Source organism: Streptomyces crystallinus (genome assembly GCF_039521265.1).
Taxonomy (GTDB): domain Bacteria; phylum Actinomycetota; class Actinomycetes; order Streptomycetales; family Streptomycetaceae; genus Streptomyces; species Streptomyces crystallinus.
The window spans coordinates 552,102-574,343 of the sequence record NZ_BAAACA010000014.1; the positions used below are offsets into that span (position 1 = coordinate 552,102).

The window sequence follows — 22,242 nt, forward strand, 5'->3', positions numbered from 1 at the left end:
TTTCCGTAACCCAGGGAGTTACCGTGCCTCTTACCGACGCCGTACCGCCTCCCCCGCCGTGGTTGCTGACCTTTTCCGCCACCGACAGGGCCGCGTTGACGGATTCCGCCCGAACAGCGGCAGCGTTACTGGCCGATGGCGCGCGGCCCGAAGCGCTTTCTTTCGCGGGAGACGATGCAGAGCGGCTCGCGGTCGCCGCCGCCGATCCGGCGGGGCTGATCGAGGGGCTGTCGTTCTTCGCGGACGGACTGCCCAGCCCGCGCTGGACGTCGGGCCGGGCCGACGGCGCCACCGACCGGGTCGCCTGGTGCTTCGGCGGCCACGGCAGCCAGTGGCCGGGCATGGGGAACGCCCTGCTGGACTGGTCGCCGGAGGCGGCCGCGGTACTGGGCGAACTCGACGCGCTGCTGCCCCACGGGGTGCTCGAACCGCTGAGGAGCGCGGCCGACGGGGAGCTCGGCCCGCCCGACACCACACAGCCGCTCATCTTCGCCGTGCAGGTCGCCATAGCCGCGTGGCTGCGGTCGCTGGGCCTGTGGCCGGACGCGGTCGTCGGGCACAGCCTCGGCGAGGTCGCCGCCGCCCATGTCGCCGGCGCCCTCACCCTCGAAGACGCGGCGCGGGTCGTCTCCGTACGCTCCCGGCTGCTCGCGAAGGCGGCGGGCGGCGGGGCGATGGCCACGGTCAGCCTCGACCGGCACACCGCCGCGCGCCGGTGCGAGCGGATCCCCGGGACGGTGGTCGTCGCCGCCCACAGCGCGCCGAACCAGACCGTGGTCACCGGCGACAGCGAGGCGACCCGGGCGCTGGTGGCCGAGCTGGAGGCCGAGGGGGTGCGCTGCCGGCTGATCCGGATCAACGCGGCCTCGCACAGCCCGTTCGTGGACAGCGTGCTCCCGCGCCTCCGCGCCGAGCTGGCCGGCCTCGCCCCGGCGGCGCCCCGGGTCCCGTGGATCTCGACGGTCGACGCCGACCCGGACCCGGCCCGGCTCGCCACCGCCGACTACTGGGCGCGCAATCTGCGCCGCCCGGTCCGCTTCACCCAGGCGGTGTCGGCGCTGGCCCGCCGGGGCGTCAGGGCGTATGTGGAGATCGGGCCGCACCCGGTCCTGATCCCTGCGCTGCGCGAGACCCTGCGGGCCGAGGGCATCGACGATCCCCTGGTCATCGCCTCCGGACAGCGGGCCACGCCCGAACCCGTGTCGCTGCTGCGCCTGCTCGGGGCGCTGCACTGCCGGGGCCTCGAACTCCCCTCCCGCGCCCCCGTCACGTCCCCCGCCCCCGCCACGTCCGCCGACCGAGGATGAGAAGGCCCATGCCCGTCGCTCTCCCCGCCCTCGACCCCTCCGCGACCGTGCTCGTCGCGGGCTCGTCCGGGCTCGTGGGCTCCGCCGTCCTGCGCCGGCTACGCGCCCAGGGGTTCACGTCCGCCGTCGGCATCCGCTCCTCCGACGTGGATCTCACCGACGCCCGGGCGGCCTTCGACTACGTCACCTCGCTGCGCCCCGCCGTGGTGATCGACGCCGCCGCGCGGGTCGGCGGGATCGCCGCCAACGACGCCGAACCGGTGGAGTTCCTCGACGACAACCTCCGCATCCAGACCAACCTCTTCGCGGCGGCCCACGCGGCGGACGTGGACCGGCTGCTGTTCCTCGGCTCCTCCTGCATCTACCCCAAGCACGCCCCCCAGCCGATCCCGGAGTCCGCCCTGCTCACGGGCCCGCTGGAGGAGACCAACACCGCGTACGCCATCGCGAAGATCGCGGGGGTGACCGCGGTGCGGTCGTACCGCAGGCAGTACGGCCGCCGGTGGATCTCCGCGATGCCGACCAACGTGTACGGCCCGGGCGACAACTTCCACCCGACCCGCTCGCACGTCCTGCCCGCCCTGATCCGCCGCTTCCACGAGGCGGCCGGCTCCGGCGCCGAGGAGGTCGTCGTCTGGGGCACCGGCACGCCACGGCGGGAGTTCATCCACGCCGACGACCTGGCGGCGGCCTGTCTGCATCTGCTGGAGCACTACGACGACCCGTCGCCGGTCAACGTCGGCGTCGGCGAGGACCTCACGATCGCGGAGCTGGTGGCGCTGGTGGCCGAGGCCACCGGCTTCACCGGCCGGATCACCTGGGACACCAGCAGGCCCGACGGCACCCCGCGCAAGCTCCTCGACGTCTCCCGGCTGCTCGCCACCGGCTGGAAGCCGCGGATCGGGCTGGCGGAGGGCGTACGGAGCACGGTCCGCTGGTACGCGGACGCCCTGGCGACGGCGGACGGCCGGCCTCGTGCCCACTGACCCGCGGAAACGGCCCGCCGCTCAGTCCGTCTCTCAGTCCGTCGCCGAGCCCGCCGCTCAGTCCGTCGCCGGGCCGGTGCCGCGCCGCACGAAGACGCCCCGGTCCACCACGGCCCTGCCGTGGGAGCGCACGTCGAAGAGCGCTCGCTCGCCGCGCTCCCAGATCCGTACGTTGAGCTCCTGGCCCGGGAAGACGGGCGAGGTGAAGCACGCGGACATCGTCCCGAACCGGGCCGGGTCGCCCCCGCAGAGCGTGTGCAGCAGCGCCCGGCCCGCGAACCCGAACGTGCACAGCCCGTGCAGCAGAGGCCGGCCGAAGCCCAGCCGGGCGGCGATCGCGGGGTCGGAGTGCAGCGGGTTCGGGTCGCCGCTGAGCCGGTACAGCAGAGCCTGGTTGGGCGCGGTCCGGTAGTCCACCGTGTGGTCGGGCGCCTCCTGCGGGCGCTGCCACGGCTCGTCCTCGCCCGGCTCGCCGCCGAAGCCCCCCTCGTGCCTGATGGTCAGGCCGGTGCGGACCTCGGCGAGCGGCCGGCCCGTCGCCGGGTCCACACAGGAGGACTCGATCACCGCGAGCGCGCTGCCGCCCCGGTCCCGCAGCGCGGTCAGCCGCGAGGTCGTGGCGGCCTCGCCCTCGACGGGGAGCGGGCCGTACAACGTCAGGGACTGCTGGGTGTGCAGCAGCCGTGAGACATCGAAGTCGCCCAGGGCGGGCTCGGTCCGCCGGGAGACCAGGGTGGCCGCGAAGGTGGGCAGTACCGAGGGCAGCACGCCCGCCGAATTCTCCGTGGTGAACTCCAGCTCGCGGCCCGGGTCGTCGCCGCCCGCGCCCACTCCGAGCGCATAGAGAGAGGTGTCCGAAAAGGTCCAGTGGCGGGTTCCTGAATCCCAGGTCCGCCCGACGAGATCGTGATAGAGCGCCATCACTCAGCTCCAAGAAATTACCTACGCGGAAACTACCGAGACGGGACAGAGGAAATGATGCGCGTGCTCCTGGTCGACGCCGGCGGAATTCTGTTCAACAACATCAATGAGGAGACCTCCTTCATAGCGGACATCGCCCGCCGCTATGCCGTCGACGAGAACCGGCTGCTGGTCGGCGTACTGGCGTCGGCCCACCTGTACGAGAGCGGCTCCGCCCACGCGCACGACGTCCTGCGCCAACTCCTGGAGGAGGCCGGCAGTCCCCTCGCGGACGCCTTCGACGGGGAGTGGGTGGACCGCCTGTACGCCTCCCACGTCCACTGCCACCGCGCCAACCTCGTGGAGCTGGCCGAGGTGGCCCGCGCCCGCCCGGAGCTCACCCTGGTGCTGGCCAACAACGAGGCGGAGCACTGGGACCACCTCAAAGACCGACACCACGGCCACTACCGGCTGTTCGACCACCTGTGCTCGTCGTGGCGCGTCGGCCAGGTCAAACCCTCCGCCGCCTACTTCGCCGAGACGCTGGACCGCTGCGGGGCCGGTCCGCACGAGGCGCTGATGATCGACGACCGTCCGGCGGTCGTCGCGGCGGCGCGGGGCCTGGGCATGCGTACCCTGCACGTCACCCGCCCCGAAGTACTGCGTACACACCTGCGGGCGACCGTCGAGAACCTGGTGCCCTCGGGCAGGAGCTGAGCAGCCGTACCGGTCAGAACTCGCTGACCCCGGCGTCGACGGCCATGGCGTGCGCGGTGACATGGCGGGAGGCGTCGGACACCAGGAACAGCACCGCGTTGGCCACGTCCTCGACCGAGATGCCCTCCACCGGCTGCATGTTGACCAGCATTCCGCGCAGCCGTGGATCGGCCATGCTCGCCTTGGCCACCTGGGTGAGCATGGCCCGGCTGCCCATCGCGGTGTCGACGCCGGTCGGGTGCACACTGTTCACCCGGATCCCGAACCGCGCGAGCTCGGCGGCGAAGGCCTTCGCCATCCCGCGCACCGCGAACTTGCTGGTCGTGTACGGGATCATGAACGGCTGCACCTTCAGCCCGGCCGACGAGCTCATCAGCACGATGGAGCCGCCGCCCGCCGTCACCAGATGCGGCGCGGTCGCCATCACGGTGTTCCACGTACCGGTGACGTTGACGTCCATGGTGTCGCGGAAGATCTCCTCGGTGACCTCGTCCCAGGCCCGGGGTATGCAGATGCCCGCGTTGGCCACGACGGCGTCCAGACGGCCCAGTTCCTCCACCGCGCCGTCGATGGCGTCGCGCAGAACGGCGAGGTCACGGACGTCGGCGAGCACGGGCAGGACCCGCTGCCCGGATTGCTGCGCCAGCGTGACGGTGGTGTCGAGGTCGGTCGGCTCCGACGAGGCGTAGGCCACGCCGGGCAGGGTCGCGCACAGGTCGACGGCGATGACGTCGGCGCCCTCGCCCGCCATCCGCACGACGTGCTCACGGCCCTGGCCGCGAGCCGCGCCGGTCACCAGAACAACCTTGCCCCGCATCAGTCCACTCACGTACAAGTCCTTTCCCGACAGGCGCCCCGAGGGGTCCTATCTGACCCACGCTAGCGAGGCGGGCGGCATTGTTCACGGTGTCCAGTTCCGTCAACTCAGGCTGTTCAGACGGCGTTTGTGATGTGCGGCGCGGACGCTAAGATCGAGAAAACCACCTCGCATCTCGCCCGCATCCGCAATGACGCCATCGGCTCGCACCTCTCGTCGTGCCGAGCCGTACGAGGGGGATCGTTGAACGGACAAGCGCCCACGGCTTCTCGCCCGGCCACGGCCCGGCCGCTGCCGGTCCCACCGTCACCGCCCCGGCCGCTGCCGGCCCGCCTCGGCGCCGCCGTGGACCGCGCGCTCGCCCGCCCCGCCGCCCAGCAGCCCGAGTGGCCCGACCCCGAGGCCGTACGGGGGGTTCGGGCCGTGCTGGAGCGGGTGGCGCCGGTGGTGAGCGCCGAGGAGGTCGACCGGCTGCGCGCCCGGTTGGCCGCCGTGGCGAGCGGTACGGCGTTCCTGCTCCAGGGCGGCGACTGCGCGGAGACCTTCGCCGCCACGACCGAGCAGTCCATCGCGGGAACCGTCGACACCCTGCACCGCATGGCGGCGTCACTGGAGAGCGCGTCGGGGCTGCCGGTGGTGACCGTCGGCAGGCTCGCCGGCCAGTACGCCAAACCCCGCTCCTTCCCCACCGACGCCTCGGGGCTGCCCACCTACCGGGGCGACATCGTCAACGGCCGCGAGGCGACCGCCGAGGCCCGCGTCCCCGACCCGGACCGCATGCTCCGCGCCTATGTGAACTCGGCCTCGGCGATGGCGGTGGTACGCGCGCTGCACGCCACCGGGGCGTTCGACCCGAGCGGCGCCTTCTTCACCAGCCACGAGGCCCTGCTGCTCGACTACGAGCGGGCGATGTCACGGGTGGTGGAGGGCCGCGAACGCGGCGAGCCGAAGCCGTACGACCTCTCCGCACACTTCCTCTGGATCGGCGAGCGCACCCGCCAACCGGGCGGTGCGCACATCGCGTTCGCCGAACTCCTCGCCAACCCGATCGGCGTCAAGATCGGCCCGACGACCACCCCGGAGCAGGCCGTCGCGTACGTGGAACGCCTCGACCCGTACGACGAGCCGGGCCGGCTGACGCTGATCAGCCGGATGGGCAGCGCGGAGGTGCGGCGCGTGCTGCCGCCGATCGTGGAGAAGGTCGCCGCGTCCGGGCACACCGTCATCTGGCAGTGCGACCCGATGCACGGCAACACGGTACGGTCCCGCAACGGCTACAAGACCCGCCACTTCGACCGCGTCCTCGACGAGATACGCGGCTTCGTGGAGGTGCACCGCGTCCTGGGCACCCACCCGGGCGGTCTGCACGTGGAGGTCACGGGGGCCGATGTGACGGAGTGCCTGGGCGGCCCCGGACACCTCACCGCCCCGGACCTCCCCCACCGCTACACCACGGCCTGTGACCCCCGCCTCAACCGCGCCCAGAGCCTTGAACTCGCGCTGCTGGTAGGGGAGTTCCTGCGGTCGGCGTAATTGAGTGGCGCTCGCCCCGGCCCGCCGGGATCATCCGAAGTGTCCGGGCCGGCGCGCACCTCCGTGGCCGTGCTCCGGCCTGCCCAGAGAGGGAGTCGTGATGAGCGTGGACGCGTCCGGGCCGTGGCCCGAGGTCCGTACGGGGGCCGGGGCGGTGCGCGGTGGCCTGGAGACGGGAGTCGCGGTGTTCCGGGGCATCCCTTACGCCGAGCCGCCCGTAGGCGCGCTGCGTCTCGCCGCGCCCCGGCCGGTCCGGGGGTGGGACGGGGTGCGTACGGCAGCGGCGTACGGCCCACCGCCTCCTCAGGGTGGCCACTTCGGCATGGACGCGCTGGCTCGGGACACCGTGGGCGACGACTGGCTGACGGTGAACGTATGGTCGCCCGAGCCGGGGCCCGGCGCCGGGCTGCCGGTGATGGTGTGGATCCAGGGCGGCGCCTATGTGATCGGCATGTCGGGGCTGCCCGAGTACGACGGCGGTCGCCTGGCGCGCGAGAACGGCGTCGTCGTGGTGACGTTCAACTACCGCGTCGGGCCCGAGGGTTTTGGGCATTTCGAGGGAGCACCCGCCAACCGGGGCCTGCTCGATCAGGTGGCCGCGCTGGAGTGGGTGCGGGACAACATCCGGGCCTTCGGCGGCGACCCGGACCGCGTCACGGTCTTCGGCCAGTCGGCGGGCGGCGGGTCGGTCGCCGCGCTGCTGGCGATGCCGAGCGCGGCCGGGCTGTTCCGGCGGGCCGTCGCACAGAGCGTGCAGGGCACGTTCTTCTCGCCGGAGCTCGCCGCCGACATCGCCTCCGCGTGCGCGGCCGAGCTGGGGCTGCGGCCCACGGTGGCCGACCTGCGCGCGGTGGAACCCGTCCGGCTCTCCGGCGCCGGTGACGCGGTCGGCGCCAAGATGACCCAGTGGGCCCACCGCTGGGGCGCGGTCGCGCACAAGTCCATCCCGTTCGCCCCGGTCGTCGACGGCGACACCCTGCCGGCCACCCCCTGGCAGGCGCTGGCCGAGGGCGCGGGACGCGGCATCGAGCTCCTCGTCGGCCACACGCGCGACGAACAGCGGCTGTTCACGGCGCTTGAGGGCCTGCTCGGCCAGGTGACCCAGGAGCAGGCGGCGGCCGCCCTGGACGTCTACGCCCCCGGCGAGGACGGCGCCCGCCGCTACCGCGACGGCTTCCCGGCCGCGAGCCCGGACGAGCTGTACGAACTGGTCCAGTCGGACTGGACATTCCGTATGCCCAGCCTCCTCCTCGCCCAGGCCCAGACCACCGGCGGCGGGCAGGCCCACGTCTACGAGCTGACCTGGGACGCCCCGGGCATGGGCGGCGCGCTCGGTGCCTGCCACGGCCTCGACGTACCGCTCGTCTTCGGCAACCTGGACCGTGGCCAGCCCGCCCTGCTCATCGGTGAGGAACCGTCTCAGGAGGCCGAGGAGCTCTCCGCCCGGATGCGCGCCGACTGGACGGCGTTCGCCACCCATGGTGATCCCGGTTGGCCCGCGTACGAGAACGGGGAGCGCCTGGTGCGGCTCTTCGACACCCGGCCGGTCGTCGCGCCGTACCCGGAGGAGACCTCCCGCCGGATCTGGCAGGACCACACCCTGCCCGTACTGCCGTTGAACGAACGGTGACACCGAGGGACGCTCGATCCGAGGGCCGTCAACTGGGCCCGTTGACGGCCGACTTGGTGCGTCCTCGCATCCACACGTGGAAGACCACGACCCCCAGCGCGGCCCCCAGCAGCGGTGCCGTGAGGTAGGCCCACAGTGCCGTGGTGTTCCCCGAGAGCAGCGCCGGGCCGAGTTGGCGGGCCGGGTTGGCCGCCCCGCCGCTCACCGGGCCGAGCAGCGCGATGATCAGGCCCACCGCCAGCCCCACCGCGTACGGCATCGGCCGGGTGAGCGCCGGGTGAGCCACGAAGAAGCCGATGAGCAGGGCCAGCGCCGCGAAGCTCGCCGCCTCCAGGACGAAGACCGACAAGGCGGACCGGCCGGGCTCGGGGCGGGCCAGTCCGTAACTGACCGCCGCCGACCGCACCACCGGCCCCCACACCAGCCGGCCCAGCGCGGTCCCGGCCAGACCGCCGAGCAACTGGCCGACGGTGTACGGCAGTACCGCCCGTCCCGGGAACGCCCGCATCAGCCACAGGGTCACGCTGACCGCCGGATTGAGGTGCGCACCCGAGCGGCGGCCCGCCGGGCTCAGGATCAGCCCCACCAGCATCACCGCGACGAGGGCACCGACAGCGCCCAGCGCCGGACGCAGTTCCGCGACGAAGACGGGCGAGGCCGGATCGAGAAGCCAACGCACCATCGTCACCACGAGAAACATCATGACCGCGGTCAGCGCGCACTCCACCGCGGCGCCGCGCCAGGGCGCACTGCCCGGTTCCGGCCGTGGCGGTCCGCCCACCGCCGCGGACACGGCCGGAGCCCGCCCCGTACCCACTCCCCCGTCCGCCACCGACTCCCCCTCGTACCGGTCCGCCCCACCGCGCCCCTGACAGCATCCGGCCGGGCGGCCCCGAGCAAACCGCCGTTTCCAGCCATTGACGCGGCCCCGCCAGCGCTCTACGGTTCTCCGAGTTCACATCACCACACGACGGTCAAGGATGTGAATATCCGTCATCGAGAACGAGAGCACTGAGTGCACTGAGCCGAGCAACTTCCCCCCACCCGACAGGAATCCCCCCATGCGCCTTCGCAAGCTGCTCATATACGTGACCGCTGCCGCCGCGTCCGGCGGTCTCGCGCTGCTCGCCCCCACCTCGTCGGCCACGGCGGGGAGTCTCGCCGACCCGTCCGTCGCGCCGGGTGGCAACTTCGACCTCTCCGTGTGGCAGCTCCAGGAGCCGGTGGGCTCCCCCGGCTCGCCGACCACCATCCCGCCCTCCCGCCTCAAGGGCGCGGACGGCTTCCAGGACGCGTACTTCTTCACGGACTCCCGTGACGGCGCGATGACGTTCTGGGCGCCGGAGAAGGGCGTCACCACGCCCAACTCCCACTACGCCCGCTCCGAGCTGCGCGAGATGAACCGCGACGGCAGCGCCGCCAACTGGTCGCTGAACGGCACGCACCGGCTCGACGCGACCCTGCGCGTGGTGTCCGTGACGTCCAACGTCTGTGTGGGGCAGATCCACCTCGGCACGGGCGGCCCCTCCACCAAGCCGCTGCTGGAGCTCTACTACCGCGCGAGTGGCGACATCGTCCTCGGCACGGAGAACTCACCCTCGGGTGGCCAGACCTCGCACACCGTGGGCCATGTGGCGGTCGGCAGGACATGGAGCTACACCATCGGCGTCTCGGGCGGACACACCATCGACCTGACGGTCAACGGCACGACGACCCACTACGCCATACCGTCGTCGTTCAACGCCTACAAGCAGTACTTCAAGGCCGGTTCGTACAACCAGTCGTCGTCCGACAGCACCACCAGGGGCGCCCGCGTCGGCTTCTACAAGCTGACCGTCTCCCACGGCTGAACGGGGGCGGCGGCCGGGGACAGGGAGCGGCCCCTACTCCCGGCAGTCGCCCAGCAGCTCCGCCCGCCCGCGCACCCTCAGTGGTCGACCGCGACGACGATCTTGCCCACCTGGGCGCCCGCCTCCATATAGCGGTGGGCCTCGACGACCTCGTCCAGCGCGAAGACGCGGTCCACGGTGGGCACGAAGGCGCCGCTGCGCAGGCCGGAGGTGACGAAGGCCTCGGCCCGGCGCAGCCGCTCCGGGTCGGTGGTCGTCTCCAGGGCGGTGTAGGTACGCATGTTCAGCGCGGGCATACCCAGCGCGAACCCGGGGTACGGGGTGGGCTCGCCGCTCAGCGCCCCGTACGCGAAGAGCGTGCCGCCGGGGGCGACCACCCGGGCGAGGTCGAGGACGCCGGGCCCGGCGACGGCGTCGAAGACGAACTCGGCGCCCCGGCCGCCGGTGAGGCCGAGCACGCGCTCCACGACGTCCTCCTCGGCGGTGGCTATCACCGCGGCAGCCCCGGCCTTGACCAGCGCGTCCTTCTTGACGCTCGTCCGGGTGGTGGCGATGGGCACCGCCCCGACCCGGTGCGCGACCTGGATCGCGGCCAGGCCGACGCTGCTGGACGCGGCGGTGAGCACGACCGTGTCCCCGGCCTTCATCCCGCCGACCTCCACCAGCGCCCCGTACGCCGTCAGATACGGCATCCACACGGCGGCGCCGCCGACCGCGTCCAGCGTCTCGGGCCGGTGCACCACCGCGGCCGCCGGGACGATCGCACGCTCACCGTAGACCCCGTACGCGTTCATCGAGAAGGCGGGCACCACGCTCACCGGCTGACCCGGTTCGAAGCCCGTCACCCCGGCGCCGACGGCCTCGACCACTCCGGCCGCCTCGGCGCCCAGCCGGGCGGGGAACTCCTTGGGCTGCTCGATGTAGGTGCCGCTGCGGAACAGCGCCTCGGCGCGGTTGACGCCGAACGCGTCCACCCGGATCAGCAGCTCACCCGCCCCGGGCGCACCGACCTCCACCTCCTCGATCCGCAGCACCTCGGGGCCCCCGAGCTCATGGAACCGCACCGTCCTGGCCATCATGCCTCCCCTGTCAGCGAGTTGACGGCGACGCGGTGACCACATCGCCGGGCCCCAGCCAAGCAGGAAGTACGATCGCCGTCAAACTTCGACCGCGATCGTACTTTGATGGTGGCCGTACTTCGATGGCTGTCGTACGCTGTGGCCTCTGGAGGTCGTAAGCCGATGACAGCAGCGCGACAGAGCGAGCGGGGGCGCGTTCCGCCCCACCCCGACGTCCGGGCGATCAGCACCCAGCAGGTGCTCGAAGCCCTCGTCGACCCCGTGCGCCGACGGATCGTCGGCGAGCTCCACGCCGCCGGCGAGGACCTCAGCTGCGGCACGATCGACCTGCCGGTCAGCAAGTCCACGGCCACCCACCACTTCCATGTACTGCGTGAGGCCGGGCTGATCCGCCAGTACTACGTCGGCACCTCCCGGATGAACGCCCTGCGCCGCGAGGAGTTCGAGGAGGTCTTCCCCGGGCTGCTGGGCGCGCTGGTGACCGGCCACGCCAGGGAGTCCGACGTCGGCGACCGGGCGTAGACCTCACGGGTATCGCCCCACGGCCACCGGCGAGGAGCCGCCCGGTGCCACCAGGCGGGGAGCGCCCGTGCCGTCCGCCGGGACGGACCAGACGTCGCTCGCGCGTCCGTCGCGCCCCGGCAGCGCATAGGCCAGGGTCCTGTCGTCCAGCCAGGCGGCCTGGTCGTCGACGCCGCGCCGCTCGGCCAGCGCGTGCTCGCGCATCCCCGCGAGGTCGAGCACGTACAGCCGCCAGGGCGCCCGGGGGTCGCCGGAGACCTTCTTCTTGAAGGCGATACGGGTGTTGTCCGGCGACAGCGACGGGCATTCGACGTTCTCGCGCACCGCCCTGGCCGACCAGTTCCGCAGGTCGCCCTCGACGAGATGGGTGCGGCCCCGGCTGGAGACGGTGGCGTAGAACCGGTTGTCGTCGCGGGCGAAGGTGACGCCCCAGTAGTTGACGTCCGGCGCGTGGTAGCGGGTCCCGCCGATCGTCAGGGGGATGTCCTCGATCGACTTGATCAGATAGCCGGTGCGCAGGTCCAGGACCGAGGTGCGGGTGGAGAAGCCGGAGGCGGCGTACGAGTCGCCCACGGCGAACGCCGTCCAGGACAACAGATGCCCGGAGGCGGAGACGCGGGCCCGGTTGGGGATGCCGGGGACGGTCACCCGGCGCACCTCGCGCAGCCGCCGGTCCAGGACGAGCGCCTGGGTGCGGGCGGGCAGCCCCGGCAGCTTCCGCAGGCACAGGGCGCGCTCCCCCGCCGCGTGGAACCGCTCGCAGGAGGGGCCGCCGACGACGCGCGGCGCGCCGTCGCCGGGCAGCCGCGCGACCCTCCCGGTGGCCGAGTCCCGGAAGTACAGGCCCGGCACGTCCAGGCCGAACGAGTCGTCGGACGCGGCCTGTTCGGCGGGGCGTTCGCGCTGGCGGGCGTGCAGCACGTAGCCGAGGGAGCCGCCGGCCAGGACGAGCACGGCGGCGACGACGAGGGCGAGCCGCAGGCCGCGGCGGACGGGCTTCACGACGCCTCCAGGGCGGGTGCGGGAGCGGGCAGGACACGCCAGGCGGCCGCGAGCGCGGCGGCCAGCGCACACCCCGCCAGCCACAGCGCGGGCCGCTGCCCCCACAGGGTCCAGGCGGCCCCGAACCCGGCCGCGCCGACCAGCCGGGCCAGCGCCTGACCGGTCTGGAGCACCGCGAGGCCGCCGGCCCGGCCGCGCGCGGGCAGCAGGGGCCCGGCGAGCGCCATCAGCACCCCGTCCGTGGCGGCGTAGAAGACGCCGAGCAGGGCGAGCACGGCCACGGCGGTCGGCCAGGCGAGCGGAGCGAGCAGCAGGGCGTACGCGCCGAGCAGGGCGGCGTGCCCGAGCAGGAACGGCAGCCGCCGCCCGGTGCGGTCGGCGATCCGGCCCACCGGGACGGCGAGCAGCAGATAGCCCGCGGCCGGGCCCAGCGGCAGCAGCGGGAACAGCGTGGCCGGCAGGTCCAGGTCGCGCTGGAGCAGCAGATAGACGAAGGCGTCGCCGATGGTGGCGGCGCCGAGCAGGGCGGCGGCGTACAGGACGCGGCGGAAGGCGGGGTCGCGAAGTGCCGTACGTGGACGGGGAGTTGCGGGTTCGGGCAGCGCCGCCCCGGGCGCCGAGGGGACGTACACCGCCAGCAGGAGCACGCCCAGCAGCCCGGTGCAGAAGCTGACGACGAACACCGCGTCGTAAGCGTCGGTGGTCGCCTGGAGGACGGCGAAGGCGGCGAGCGGGCCGAGGAGCGCGCCCGTGGTGTCCATGGCCCGGTGCACACCGAAGGAGCGGCCGAGCGTCTCCGGCGGGCCGCTGAGCGAGATGAGGGCGTCGCGCGGGGCGGTGCGGATGCCCTTGCCGAGCCGGTCGGCGGCGAGGGCCGCGGCGATGCCCGCGGTGGCGCCCCCGGCCAGCAGCAGGGCGAGCCGGGAGAGCGCGGAGAGCAGATAGCCGGTGCCGGCGACCCGCTTGTGCCGGCCGCCGCGGTCGGCGAGCCGCCCGCCGAGCAGCCGCACCAGGGCGGTGGCGCCGTTGAACATGCCGTCCAGGAAGCCGAACTGGAGCGGCGAGAGGCCGAGGCCCAGGACGAGGTAGAGCGGCAGCACCGCGGTGACCATCTCGGAGGAGACGTCGGTGACGAGGCTGACCGCGCCGAGCGCGAGCACGGTGCCCGGGACGCGCCGCCCCGCCCCGAAGGTGCGGGGCGGCGCGTCCGGACGGCCGGTGGTGGCCAGGTACATCAGTGGCAGCCGTACTTGGGGCTGGTGTCCTTGACCTGCCCGTCGGTGCCGACGTAGGTCCATCCGTAGCCGGAGTCGGTGAACTCCAGCTTCAGCACGCCGTACTGGCCGCTGATCCGCTTCTGGCTGTTGGGCTGGACCTGCTCGATCGGGTACGGCTCGGCGCCGCCCATCCCGCCGACGACCTCCACGATGCCGTCGGCGGTCGCCTTGCCGTCGGGGTCCTGCGGGGCGAACCGCTCGTAGTGGTGGTCGTGCCCGTTGAGGACCAGGTCGGCCTTGGCTCCGTAGAGGATCTTCCACACCGGCTTGGAGACCGGGTCGTTGCCGTGGCCGCCGGAGGAGTAGAGGGGGTGGTGCCAGTAGGCCGCCACGCACTGCTTGCGGTTGGCGGCGAGGTCGGCCTTGAGCCAGTCGATCTGGGCGGACTGGTCGAAGGAGTTGGAGTCCAGGGCGACGAAGTGCCAGTTGCCCTCGTCGAAACTGTAGTAACTCTTGCCCTGGGGGTAGGCGACACTGCCGAAGTAGGCCTTGTATCCCGCGAACGCGCCTGCCGGGTCGTACGTCTCGTGGTTGCCCGGGACGGGGTGGGTCTTGCCCTTGAAGGCGCCCCACGTCTTGTCGTAGTAGGCGCGGTAGTCGGCTATCCGGGCGTCGTCGTACTGGTTGTCGCCCATCGTCAGATAGAACTTCGGGTCGATCCGCTGCGCGAGCGCGGCGGTCTTGGGGTGGGCGCAGCCGCTGTCGGAGGCCGTGCACTGGGCGGCGATGTCACCGGCCGCGACGACGGTGAAGGCACCGCCGGGCGGCGGCCCGTCGTCGACGGTGCCGTACACCTCGGCCTCGTAGAGCGAGTAGCCGTACGAGGTGGCGCGCGCGGTGCCGTAGACGCGCAGGTACCTCCCCTTGCCGGAAAGCCCGGTCCACTCGTCGGTGCCGCCGTTGCCCGCCTTCTCCTCTGCGAGCGGTGTCCAGGACGCGCCGTCCTGGGACACCTCGACGCGGTAGGCCTTGGCGTAGGCGGCCTCCCAACTGAGCCTGACCCGGCTGATGGTGGCCGTGGCGCCGAGGTCGACGCGGATCCACTGCGGGTCCTTGCCCTCGGCGCTGGCCCAGCGGGTGGCGGGGTCGCCGTCGAAGGCGTTCTTGGCGGCGAGGGAGGAGGTCTCGGTGGAGGAGGCGGTGGCGGGCTTCCCGCGCGAGATGAGCGGGTCGGCGGCGGCCCCGGCCCGCCCCGGCCAGACGAGCAACAGCCCGGCCAGGAGGGCGAACACGGCGAGGAGAGCAAGGTTTCTGCCGCGCGAGAGGCGCGGTGGTGCGGGGATGTTCAGGCGCATACCCGGACTCCGTGGGCTGGATGACGGCGAGAGCTGGACACCGTTGCGCGACCCCACCGGCTGCCCGCGCGGGCAGCCGGCAGCGCCACGGCAGCCGGGTCAGAGCTCTCGCTGAGCGCGTCATGCCCACGGGGGTGGGGCACCGCGCCAAGCCACCGCCGGGGAGCGTAGCGGATGGGAAGGTTTCCTACCAGTAGTCCGGCCAGGGGGGATCGAGGCCTCTGGGGTGGCCTTTCACGGGTCCCCGTCGGACACCTTCCTCGCGCGCCCCGTTCAGCTCGGACGCGCGGACGGGCGGCCGCCGCCAACACGACCGGATAGCGCCGTACCCGGCGTGCTGGCCGGGTTCTACCGTGCCTCATTGGCCAGTTCCCATCGGAGGGAGACCGATCCATGAGGGAAAATCGGCGGCTGCGGCGTGTGCGTTTTCGGCGGTGGGCGGCTGCCTGCACCGTCACCTTGTTGCTCGGGTCGCTGGCGGGCGTCGCCTCGGCCGAGCCCACGCCGGACCGGGCCCCGGCCACGGCGCGGGCGTTCGACTTCGACCACGGGAACGCCGCGCTCGAAGTGGTGTACCCCGCGCTCCAGCAGCAGGAGCGGACCGCCATCTCGAAGGACGGCTCCGACATCACCCTGATCGTGGACTACGGCATGCTCCTGGAGACGTCCTGGTTCGACTCCATCGCGCCGTACCACCGCTCGGCGGTCGGCATCTACTCCAATCTCGGCCGCCGTCCCTTGGCCGAGCGCACCACCCGGAACAAGAACACCGCCATCCTCTACACCTCGTACCGCATCTTCAACACCCGTATCCCACAGGCCGCCAAGGCCTGGCGGGAGATGATGGTCTCGGTCGGGCTCGACCCGGACGACCGCCGGGAGAACACCCGTACCCCGGCCGGTATCGGCAACCTGGCGGCCCGGCGCGTCCTGGAAGCCCGGTGGCACGACGGGATGAACCGCTACGGCGACGAGGGCGGGCGGCAGCGGGCGCCGTACGCGGACTACACCGGGTACCAGCCGGTCAACACGGCGTACGAGCTGCGCGATCCCTCCCGTTGGCAGCCCGCTGTCGTCACCCACGACGACGGCACCTTCGAGATCCAGAAGTTCGTGACCCCGCAGATGCGGCTGACCACCCCGTTCACCTACAAGGACCCGACGCGGTTCCACGTGCCGCCGCCGGTCAACAGCGACTACCACCACCGGCGCGCCTACAAGCGGCAGGCGGACGAGATCCTCGCCGCGTCCGCGGGGCTGAACGACTACCGGAAGATGGCCGCCGAGTTCTTCGGCGACAAGTTCATGGCCCTCGCGGAGGCCCCCGGCAACGCCGTGATCCAGGACGCCCACCTCGATGTCGAGGGCTTCGTGCAGTTCATCGCGACCATCGAGATCGCCCTCTTCGACACCACCATCGCCGTGTGGCAGCAGAAGGCCGTCTACGACTCCGTACGGCCCTTCAGCGCGATCCGCCATCTGTACGGCGACACCCCCGTGACCGCGTGGGGCGGCCCGGGCAAGGGCACGGTCCACGACATCACCGGCAACCAGTGGCGCAGCTATCTGCCGGTGACCAACCACCCCGAGTACCCGTCCGGCTCCACCGCGGCCTGCTACGCCTACGCGCAGGCGGCCCGGCTCTTCCTCGGCAGCGACAAGGTGCACATCGCGATCCCCCGCAAGGCGGGTTCCTCGGTGATCGAGCCGGGCGTCACCCCGGCCGAGGACCTGACGCTGACGTACGAGAACTGGACGGACTTCGCCACGACCTGCGGCAGGACACGGGTCTGGGCCGGCGTCCACTTCCCGTCGGCCGTACGGGCCGCGGCCGACTTCGGCCCGCAGTTCGGCACGCGCTCCTACGACTTCGTCCAGCGCCACATCCACCCGGAGACCGCCGTCCGGTGACCTCCGTCGGCCCGGCGCCGCCCATGGGTACGGGCGGCACCGGGCCCCCGCGCGTCAGCCCGGCTCGGCCGGCGCACTTCCCGGCACCCTCCGCGTCAGCCCAGCTCGGCCGGCGCGCCTCCCGGCCGTTCGAACTGGGTGCGGTAGAGCTCCTGGTAGCGGCCTTCGAGCGCGAGCAGTTCGTCGTGGGTGCCGCGCTCCACGATCCGCCCGCTCTCCACCACGAGGATCAGGTCGGCGGCCCGGATCGTGGAGAGGCGGTGGGCGATCACCACCGCGGTGCGGCCCTCCAGCGCCTCGCCGAGGGCCTCCTGGACCGCCGCCTCGGACGTGTTGTCGAGGTGCGCGGTGGCCTCGTCGAGGATGACGACCCGCTGGCGGGCCAGGAGCAGCCGGGCGATGGTCAGCCGCTGGCGCTCACCGCCGGAGAGCCGGTATCCGCGTTCACCGACGACGGTGTCGAGCCCGTCGGGCAGCGAGGCGACCAGTCCGTCGAGGCGGGCCCGGCGCAGGGCGTCCCAGAGGTCCTCCTCCGAGGCGTCCGGCCGGGCGAGCAGCAGGTTGGCGCGGACCGACTCGTGGAAGAGGTGGCCGTCCTGGGTGACCATGCCGATGGTGTCGCGGATCGAGTCGGCGCTCAGGTCCCGTACGTCGACGCCGCCGAGGCGTACCGCTCCGGCGTCCGCGTCGTACAGCCGCGGCAGCAGCTGGGCGACCGTCGACTTGCCGGCGCCCGAGGAGCCCACGAGTGCCACCATCTGGCCCGGCTCGGCCCGGAAGGAGACGCCGTGCAGCACTTCGGCGCCGCCCCGGGTGTCGAGGCTCGCGACCTCTTCGAGGGAGGCGAGCGAGACCTTGTCGGCGGAGGGGTAGCCGAACCGCACATCGTCGAACTCCACCGCGACCGGCCCCTCCGGCACCGCCTTGGCCTGCGGCTTCTCGGCGATCAGCGGCTTGAGGTCGAGGACCTCGAAGACCCGCTCGAAGCTCACCAGAGCGCTCATCACCTCGACGCGGGCCCCGGCGAGCGCGGTGAGCGGCGCGTACAGCCGGGTGAGGAGCAGGGCGAGGGAGACGACCGCGCCCGCTTCGAGCTCGCCGTGCAGGGCGTAGTAGCCGCCGAGCCCGTAGACGAGGGCGAGCGCGAGGGCCGAGACGAGGGTGAGGGCGGTGATGAAGGCGGACTGCGCCATCGCCGTACGGACGCCGATGTCACGCACCCGCCCGGCCCGGGCCGCGAACTCGGCCGACTCGTCGGCGGGCCGGCCGAACAGCTTGACCAGGGTGGCGCCGGGCGCCGAGAACCGCTCGGTCATCCGGGTGCCCATGGCGGCGTTGTGCTCGGCGGCCTCGCGCTGGAGCCGGGCCATCCGGGTGCCCATCCGGCGCGCCGGCAGCACGAACACGGGCAGCAGGACCAGGGCGAGCAGGGTGATCTGCCAGGAGATACCGAGCATCACGGCGAGCGTGAGCAGCAGCGTCACCAGGTTGCTGACCACCCCGGAGAGGGTGTTGCTGAAGGCCCGCTGGGCGCCGATCACATCGTTGTTGAGGCGGCTGACCAGGGCGCCGGTGCGGGTGCGGGTGAAGAAGGCGACCGGCATGCGCTGGACGTGGTCGAAGACGGCGGTGCGCAGGTCCAGGATGAGTCCTTCGCCGAGCGTCGCCGACAGCCACCGCCCGACCAGCCCCAGGGCCGCCTCGGCGAGTGCGATGGCGGCGATCAGCAGGGCCAGCCGGGTGACGGTCCCCGTCTCCTCGCCGCCGACGACCGCGTTGACGACCCGGCCGGCGAGGAGCGGGGTGGCCACGGCCAGCAGGGCCGTGGCCACGCTGAGCAGCAGGAACAGCGCGATCCTGCGGCGGTGGGGCCGCGCGAACACAGCGATGCGCCGCAGGGTGGCTCGGTTGAACGGACGTCGGTCCTGCTGCGCGGTGATGACGTTGTGGAGCTGTGTCCACGCGGTGGCTTCCATACTCATACGAGGAACGTACGACCTCCAGTTAAGTTGAGGTCAACAGTTCCCCCTGATTCGAGGGCGCGGGTTTCCTCTGTCTCCAGGTCGCCGGCCCCCCGCGTCACCCCACCTTCACCAGCTTCCAGCACTGGTTGGCGCCCCCGTTCGCGGGCCACTGGATCACCTGGGCGCCCAGGACGAGCGAGCCGCCGCTGACGTCCACCAGATGGCCGTCGAGCCGGGACTCCAGGGTGTGGCAGCCGCCCGCGCCGGGGGTGACGCGCCACTGCTGGTTGGCCCCGCTGTTCGCACTCCACAGGTTCAGCTGGGTTCCCGGTACGACGCTGCGGTCGGGCACGTCGAGGCGCTTTCCGCTGGCCACGCCGGTGACGGTGTAGTAGCCGTCGCCCGTCGAGGCGAGCCGCCACTGCTGGTTGGTGCCGCCGTTGCCGGCCCACTGGATGACCGGGGTCCCGTCGGCGGTGCCCTGCCCGGAGGCGTCCAGGAGCTGGCCGCTGTGGGCGTTGACGAGTTGGTACGTGCCGTCGAGCGGCGCCGTCGTGCCGGGGGTGACGCTGAGGTTGGCGAACTGGGCGCCGTAGTAGCCCGCGGTGCCGAGGCCGACCTGGCCGGCGCCGTATCCGGTGTCGGTGACCGTGGCCAGGGTGGTCGCGTCGAGCTTGGCGGTGATGGTGGCGCCCTGGAAGGTGAGGGCCAGGGTGTGCCAGGTCCTGAGGCCGGGAGCGGTGACCGTGCCGCTCGCGAGCGTGGTGGAGGACCAGGCGGTGTCGGTGCGCAGCAGTGACCAGGCGCCGGTGTCGGCGACGCGCAGATGGTAGGCGTTGAGGCCGTTGTTGTTGCGGCCCTGGGTGCCGACCCGGCCGAGCAGTTCGACCGCGCCCTGCTGTTCGAGCAGCGCGTCCGAACGGACGGTGTAATCGGTCCAGTTGACGTCGCCCATCAGCGCGTACGGCTGCGGTGTGGACTCGTCGGTCCAGCGGATCGGGGTGGTCGGCGCCTGCTGGCGCAGACAGCGGCCGCCGCGGCCGCCCGCGCACGGCGCCGTCTCGAAGGCGCCGTTCATCGCGGCGACATACCGCGCCTCCTGCCCGGTGGCGGTCCCGGCCAGCGAGTCCGCGTACGGCAGGGAGAGCGGGGCGCGCTGCGGCGAGGCGGCCGTGCCGGCGCCCTGCCCGGTCGTGGTGGTGACCGTGTAGAGGTGCCCCGGCTGAAGGGTGAGGCGGTACGTGCCCGAGGTGGCCGTGAGATCGGGTCCGGGCACCAGGTGTGCGGTGGCGCTGTTGCTGGAGAAGTCGGTGGACCACACGTGCAGGGCGCCGGACGGCAGCCCGCCCGCGACCTTCAGGGTGACGCTCTGCGCGGCGGTCGCGTCCATCGTCTCGAACACGGTGGACCACGCCGTCCGGCCCGGTGCGGCGTAACTGACGTAGCTGCCGTTGGAGCGGTTGCCGCCGAGGTAGCCGGAGGCGGTGTCGAGGTACTGCCAGCCGGGCGCGGTGAACTGGGTGGTCTGCGCGGTCGCCCAGGCGCTGCGGTCCACGCTGTACGCGCCCGACCAGGGCTGGTTGGCCGTCACCAGGCCCATGCTGTTGAACACGAGGTTGGGGTAGAGCGCGGCCACCACCGGCCAGTTGATGAAGGCCGTCATTCTGGCGTCCAGATAGCCCCGGTTGATGGCGCGGGCCATCGGGGCGGCGCCGGTCGCCGCGTCCTCGGAGCCGTTCTCGCTCGCCCACAGCTGTTTGCCGGTGGCCAGCGCGTCCGGGGTGGTCGAGCAACTGGTCATGGCGGACATATAGCCGCACGGGTAGTGGGCGCCGACGATGTCCACGGCGTCGTTGAGCGCGCGGTCGGAGCGCATGGCGGTGGCGATCTGCCAGCCGTCGTCGGCCCCGACGACCTTGGTGGCGTATCCCTTGGCGGCGAGGGTGGCATGCAGGTTCTTGTACCAGGCGGCGTTGAAGCCGCGTTCGTTCCAGCCGCCGAGGTAGTCGATGGTGAGGTTGTGCTGCTTGGCGCAGCCGAGCCAGTCCATCAGGTAGTCGATCATGTCCTGGGACCAGAAGTTCCCGTTGCCCACCCACCCGGGCGCTCCCCAGGAGAGCGCGGCGAGCCGGATGCCGGGGTTGCGGGCCTTGGCCTGCTCCATGAGCCACCACTCGTACCCGTTGGAGCAGTTGACCGCACCCCGGGTGTGCTCGATGGAGGACTCGGCGCCGTCCGTGGAGTTGGTGTCGCCGCCGACCTCGACCTTGAGGATCTGTAGGGCGGCGCCGTAACCGGGCTTGAAGAGATAGTCGAGGATCTGGCCGCGCTGCGGCTCGGGGTAGTCCAGCAGCAGCCGGGTGTTGCCGCCGCCTCCGCTGATCGCGCCCACGCCGTCGAAGAGGCGGCCCGGAGAGGCCCCGTCGACGGTGATGTCGGTGGTAGTGGTGTCGGTGGTGATGTCGGTGGTGGTTTCCGCAGCGGCCCTCGGCTCGGCGGCCACTTGCGGAACGGTGGCCAGCGACAGGCACAGCAGGAGGACGGCCAACAAGGCACGGGGAAGGGATCTCATCGTGGTGCGACCCTCTCTGAGAGGCAATCACCTACAAGCACGCACATTTTCGATCACAAGCGAACTCAACTGAGCAGCATCAAACAGTAGGAAGGTCACCGGGAGGCGTCAAGGCCCCTGACTGGACCGGGTGGTTGGGGGCCTCGGCGGATCCGGGCCAGGGCGTGGGCACGCGAAAGGGCCCGCCGAGCGGCGGGCCCCTGCGGTCGGCGGGCCCCGGACGCGGCGCGGTCGTCGCGGCCGGGGAGACCTGTCAGGCCTCCGGGTCGCGCAGCCCCACGCAGTCGAGGGCCCAGAAGGTGTCCGAGTAGACGAGGGTGCCGGTCATCCACGGCTCGTGGGCGGACAGCGGGGCGACCTGAAAGGCGGGGTCGGGGATGCGCAGGGACGGCGAGCGGAAGCCCAGCGGGCTCGCCGCCTGGAAACCGCGCGTGCGGTAGTACACCGGCGAACCCTCCAGGAACACCAACGGCACCCCCTGCTCGTCGGCCGCCGCGAGGGCGTGCGCGATGAGGCGGGCGCCGATGCCCCGGCGTTGCGCGTCGGGGTGGACGCCGAGCGGCGAGAGGGTCATGACATCCACGATCCGGCGCGGCGCGTCCAGGCGCGCGGCGCTCAGCAGCACGTGCCCGACCACCCGGCCGCCGAGTTCGGCCACGAAGGACATCGGCGCCAGCGCGGCCGGTGCCGTACGCAGCGCCTCCACCAGCGCGGGGACCGGCTCGGGCCCGAACGCGCGGACGTGCACCTCGCGTACCGCCGGGTGGTCCGCGGCCGTCTCCTGACGGATCACCAGCTCCTCGTCGGCGGCGGTAATCGGGGAGCTTTCTCGCTGATCATGTGATGTCATGGCCGCGAGCGTAGGCCGCGGGGCGCCTCG

Annotated in this window: 18 protein-coding genes; 8 read left to right on the plus strand and 10 right to left on the minus strand. The window is 72.5% G+C overall.

Going from position 1 to position 22,242, the window contains the following annotated elements:
* Positions 1-23 precede the first annotated feature (23 nt).
* Entirely contained in the window at positions 24-1,307 is a 1,284-nt protein-coding gene (locus tag ABD236_RS13120) for an acyltransferase domain-containing protein (RefSeq protein ID WP_344073735.1), read from the plus strand.
* Positions 1,308-1,315: 8 nt separating this feature from the next.
* Positions 1,316-2,293, plus strand: coding sequence for a GDP-L-fucose synthase family protein (locus tag ABD236_RS13125; RefSeq protein WP_344073736.1), 978 nt, complete (start codon positions 1,316-1,318; stop codon positions 2,291-2,293).
* Between the two features lie 57 nt (positions 2,294-2,350).
* Here the strand turns inward: ABD236_RS13125 and ABD236_RS13130 are convergent, their stop codons facing one another.
* Complete coding sequence (locus ABD236_RS13130; protein ID WP_344073737.1) at positions 2,351-3,214, minus strand: MaoC/PaaZ C-terminal domain-containing protein; 864 nt, start codon at positions 3,212-3,214, stop codon at positions 2,351-2,353.
* A gap of 54 nt (positions 3,215-3,268) precedes the next feature.
* Here ABD236_RS13130 and ABD236_RS13135 point away from each other — a divergent pair, with 54 nt between their 5' ends.
* A complete protein-coding gene (locus ABD236_RS13135; RefSeq protein ID WP_344073738.1) occupies positions 3,269-3,910 on the plus strand; it encodes an HAD family hydrolase in 642 nt (213 codons plus the stop codon).
* A 13-nt stretch (positions 3,911-3,923) separates the two neighbouring features.
* Here ABD236_RS13135 and ABD236_RS13140 read toward each other — a convergent pair whose 3' ends face one another.
* Positions 3,924-4,739 carry a mycofactocin-coupled SDR family oxidoreductase gene (locus ABD236_RS13140; protein WP_344073739.1) on the minus strand — a complete coding sequence of 272 codons (816 nt, stop codon included), beginning with the start codon at positions 4,737-4,739 and terminating at the stop codon, positions 3,924-3,926.
* Between the two features lie 309 nt (positions 4,740-5,048).
* On the opposite strand from ABD236_RS13140, the gene ABD236_RS13145 reads away from it, so the two are divergent.
* Entirely contained in the window at positions 5,049-6,260 is a 1,212-nt protein-coding gene (locus ABD236_RS13145; RefSeq protein WP_344074221.1) for a 3-deoxy-7-phosphoheptulonate synthase, read from the plus strand.
* Between the two features lie 100 nt (positions 6,261-6,360).
* Positions 6,361-7,890 (plus strand): carboxylesterase/lipase family protein, encoded by a 1,530-nt coding sequence (locus ABD236_RS13150; protein WP_344073740.1) that lies wholly within the window; start codon positions 6,361-6,363, stop codon positions 7,888-7,890.
* A 28-nt stretch (positions 7,891-7,918) separates the two neighbouring features.
* Here the strand turns inward: ABD236_RS13150 and ABD236_RS13155 are convergent, their stop codons facing one another.
* Positions 7,919-8,722, minus strand: a complete 804-nt coding sequence (locus tag ABD236_RS13155; RefSeq protein ID WP_344073741.1) for an MIP/aquaporin family protein — start codon at positions 8,720-8,722, stop codon at positions 7,919-7,921.
* A gap of 229 nt (positions 8,723-8,951) precedes the next feature.
* Between ABD236_RS13155 and ABD236_RS13160 the strand changes: the two genes are divergently transcribed.
* On the plus strand, positions 8,952-9,740 hold the full coding sequence (locus tag ABD236_RS13160; RefSeq protein ID WP_344073742.1) for a polysaccharide lyase family 7 protein: 789 nt from the start codon (positions 8,952-8,954) through the stop codon (positions 9,738-9,740).
* A gap of 77 nt (positions 9,741-9,817) precedes the next feature.
* Here ABD236_RS13160 and ABD236_RS13165 read toward each other — a convergent pair whose 3' ends face one another.
* A complete protein-coding gene (locus ABD236_RS13165; protein WP_344074222.1) occupies positions 9,818-10,816 on the minus strand; it encodes a zinc-dependent alcohol dehydrogenase family protein in 999 nt (332 codons plus the stop codon).
* A 165-nt stretch (positions 10,817-10,981) separates the two neighbouring features.
* Here ABD236_RS13165 and ABD236_RS13170 point away from each other — a divergent pair, with 165 nt between their 5' ends.
* Entirely contained in the window at positions 10,982-11,341 is a 360-nt protein-coding gene (locus ABD236_RS13170; protein WP_344073743.1) for an ArsR/SmtB family transcription factor, read from the plus strand.
* A gap of 3 nt (positions 11,342-11,344) precedes the next feature.
* On the opposite strand, the gene ABD236_RS13175 is transcribed toward ABD236_RS13170, so the two are convergent.
* Genes ABD236_RS13175 through ABD236_RS13185 form a run of 3 tightly spaced genes read right to left on the minus strand, consistent with a single transcriptional unit; the run spans position 11,345 to position 14,915 of the window.
* A complete protein-coding gene (locus ABD236_RS13175; protein ID WP_344073744.1) occupies positions 11,345-12,343 on the minus strand; it encodes a TolB family protein in 999 nt (332 codons plus the stop codon).
* The gene (locus tag ABD236_RS13180) at positions 12,340-13,578 is read right to left on the minus strand and encodes an MFS transporter (RefSeq protein ID WP_344073745.1); all 1,239 of its coding nucleotides are present in this window, start codon (positions 13,576-13,578) and stop codon (positions 12,340-12,342) included. Before ABD236_RS13180 ends, ABD236_RS13175 begins: the two co-directional genes overlap by 4 nt.
* Positions 13,578-14,915: a discoidin domain-containing protein gene (locus tag ABD236_RS13185; protein WP_344073746.1), complete on the minus strand. Its 1,338-nt coding sequence runs from the start codon at positions 14,913-14,915 to the stop codon at positions 13,578-13,580. The genes ABD236_RS13180 and ABD236_RS13185 overlap by 1 nt, the downstream gene beginning before the upstream one ends.
* A 462-nt stretch (positions 14,916-15,377) precedes the next feature.
* On the opposite strand from ABD236_RS13185, the gene ABD236_RS13190 reads away from it, so the two are divergent.
* Positions 15,378-16,826, plus strand: coding sequence for a DUF6851 domain-containing protein (locus tag ABD236_RS13190; protein WP_344073747.1), 1,449 nt, complete (start codon positions 15,378-15,380; stop codon positions 16,824-16,826).
* 95 nt (positions 16,827-16,921) lie between these two features.
* On the opposite strand, the gene ABD236_RS13195 is transcribed toward ABD236_RS13190, so the two are convergent.
* From ABD236_RS13195 to ABD236_RS13205, 3 genes are all read right to left on the minus strand, one after another.
* Positions 16,922-18,808 carry an ABC transporter ATP-binding protein gene (locus ABD236_RS13195; protein WP_344073748.1) on the minus strand — a complete coding sequence of 629 codons (1,887 nt, stop codon included), beginning with the start codon at positions 18,806-18,808 and terminating at the stop codon, positions 16,922-16,924.
* A gap of 97 nt (positions 18,809-18,905) precedes the next feature.
* Positions 18,906-21,362, minus strand: a complete 2,457-nt coding sequence (locus ABD236_RS13200) for an RICIN domain-containing protein (protein ID WP_344073749.1) — start codon at positions 21,360-21,362, stop codon at positions 18,906-18,908.
* A gap of 253 nt (positions 21,363-21,615) precedes the next feature.
* On the minus strand, positions 21,616-22,155 hold the full coding sequence (locus ABD236_RS13205) for a GNAT family N-acetyltransferase (RefSeq protein ID WP_344074223.1): 540 nt from the start codon (positions 22,153-22,155) through the stop codon (positions 21,616-21,618).
* Between the last annotated feature and the right edge of the window lie 87 nt (positions 22,156-22,242).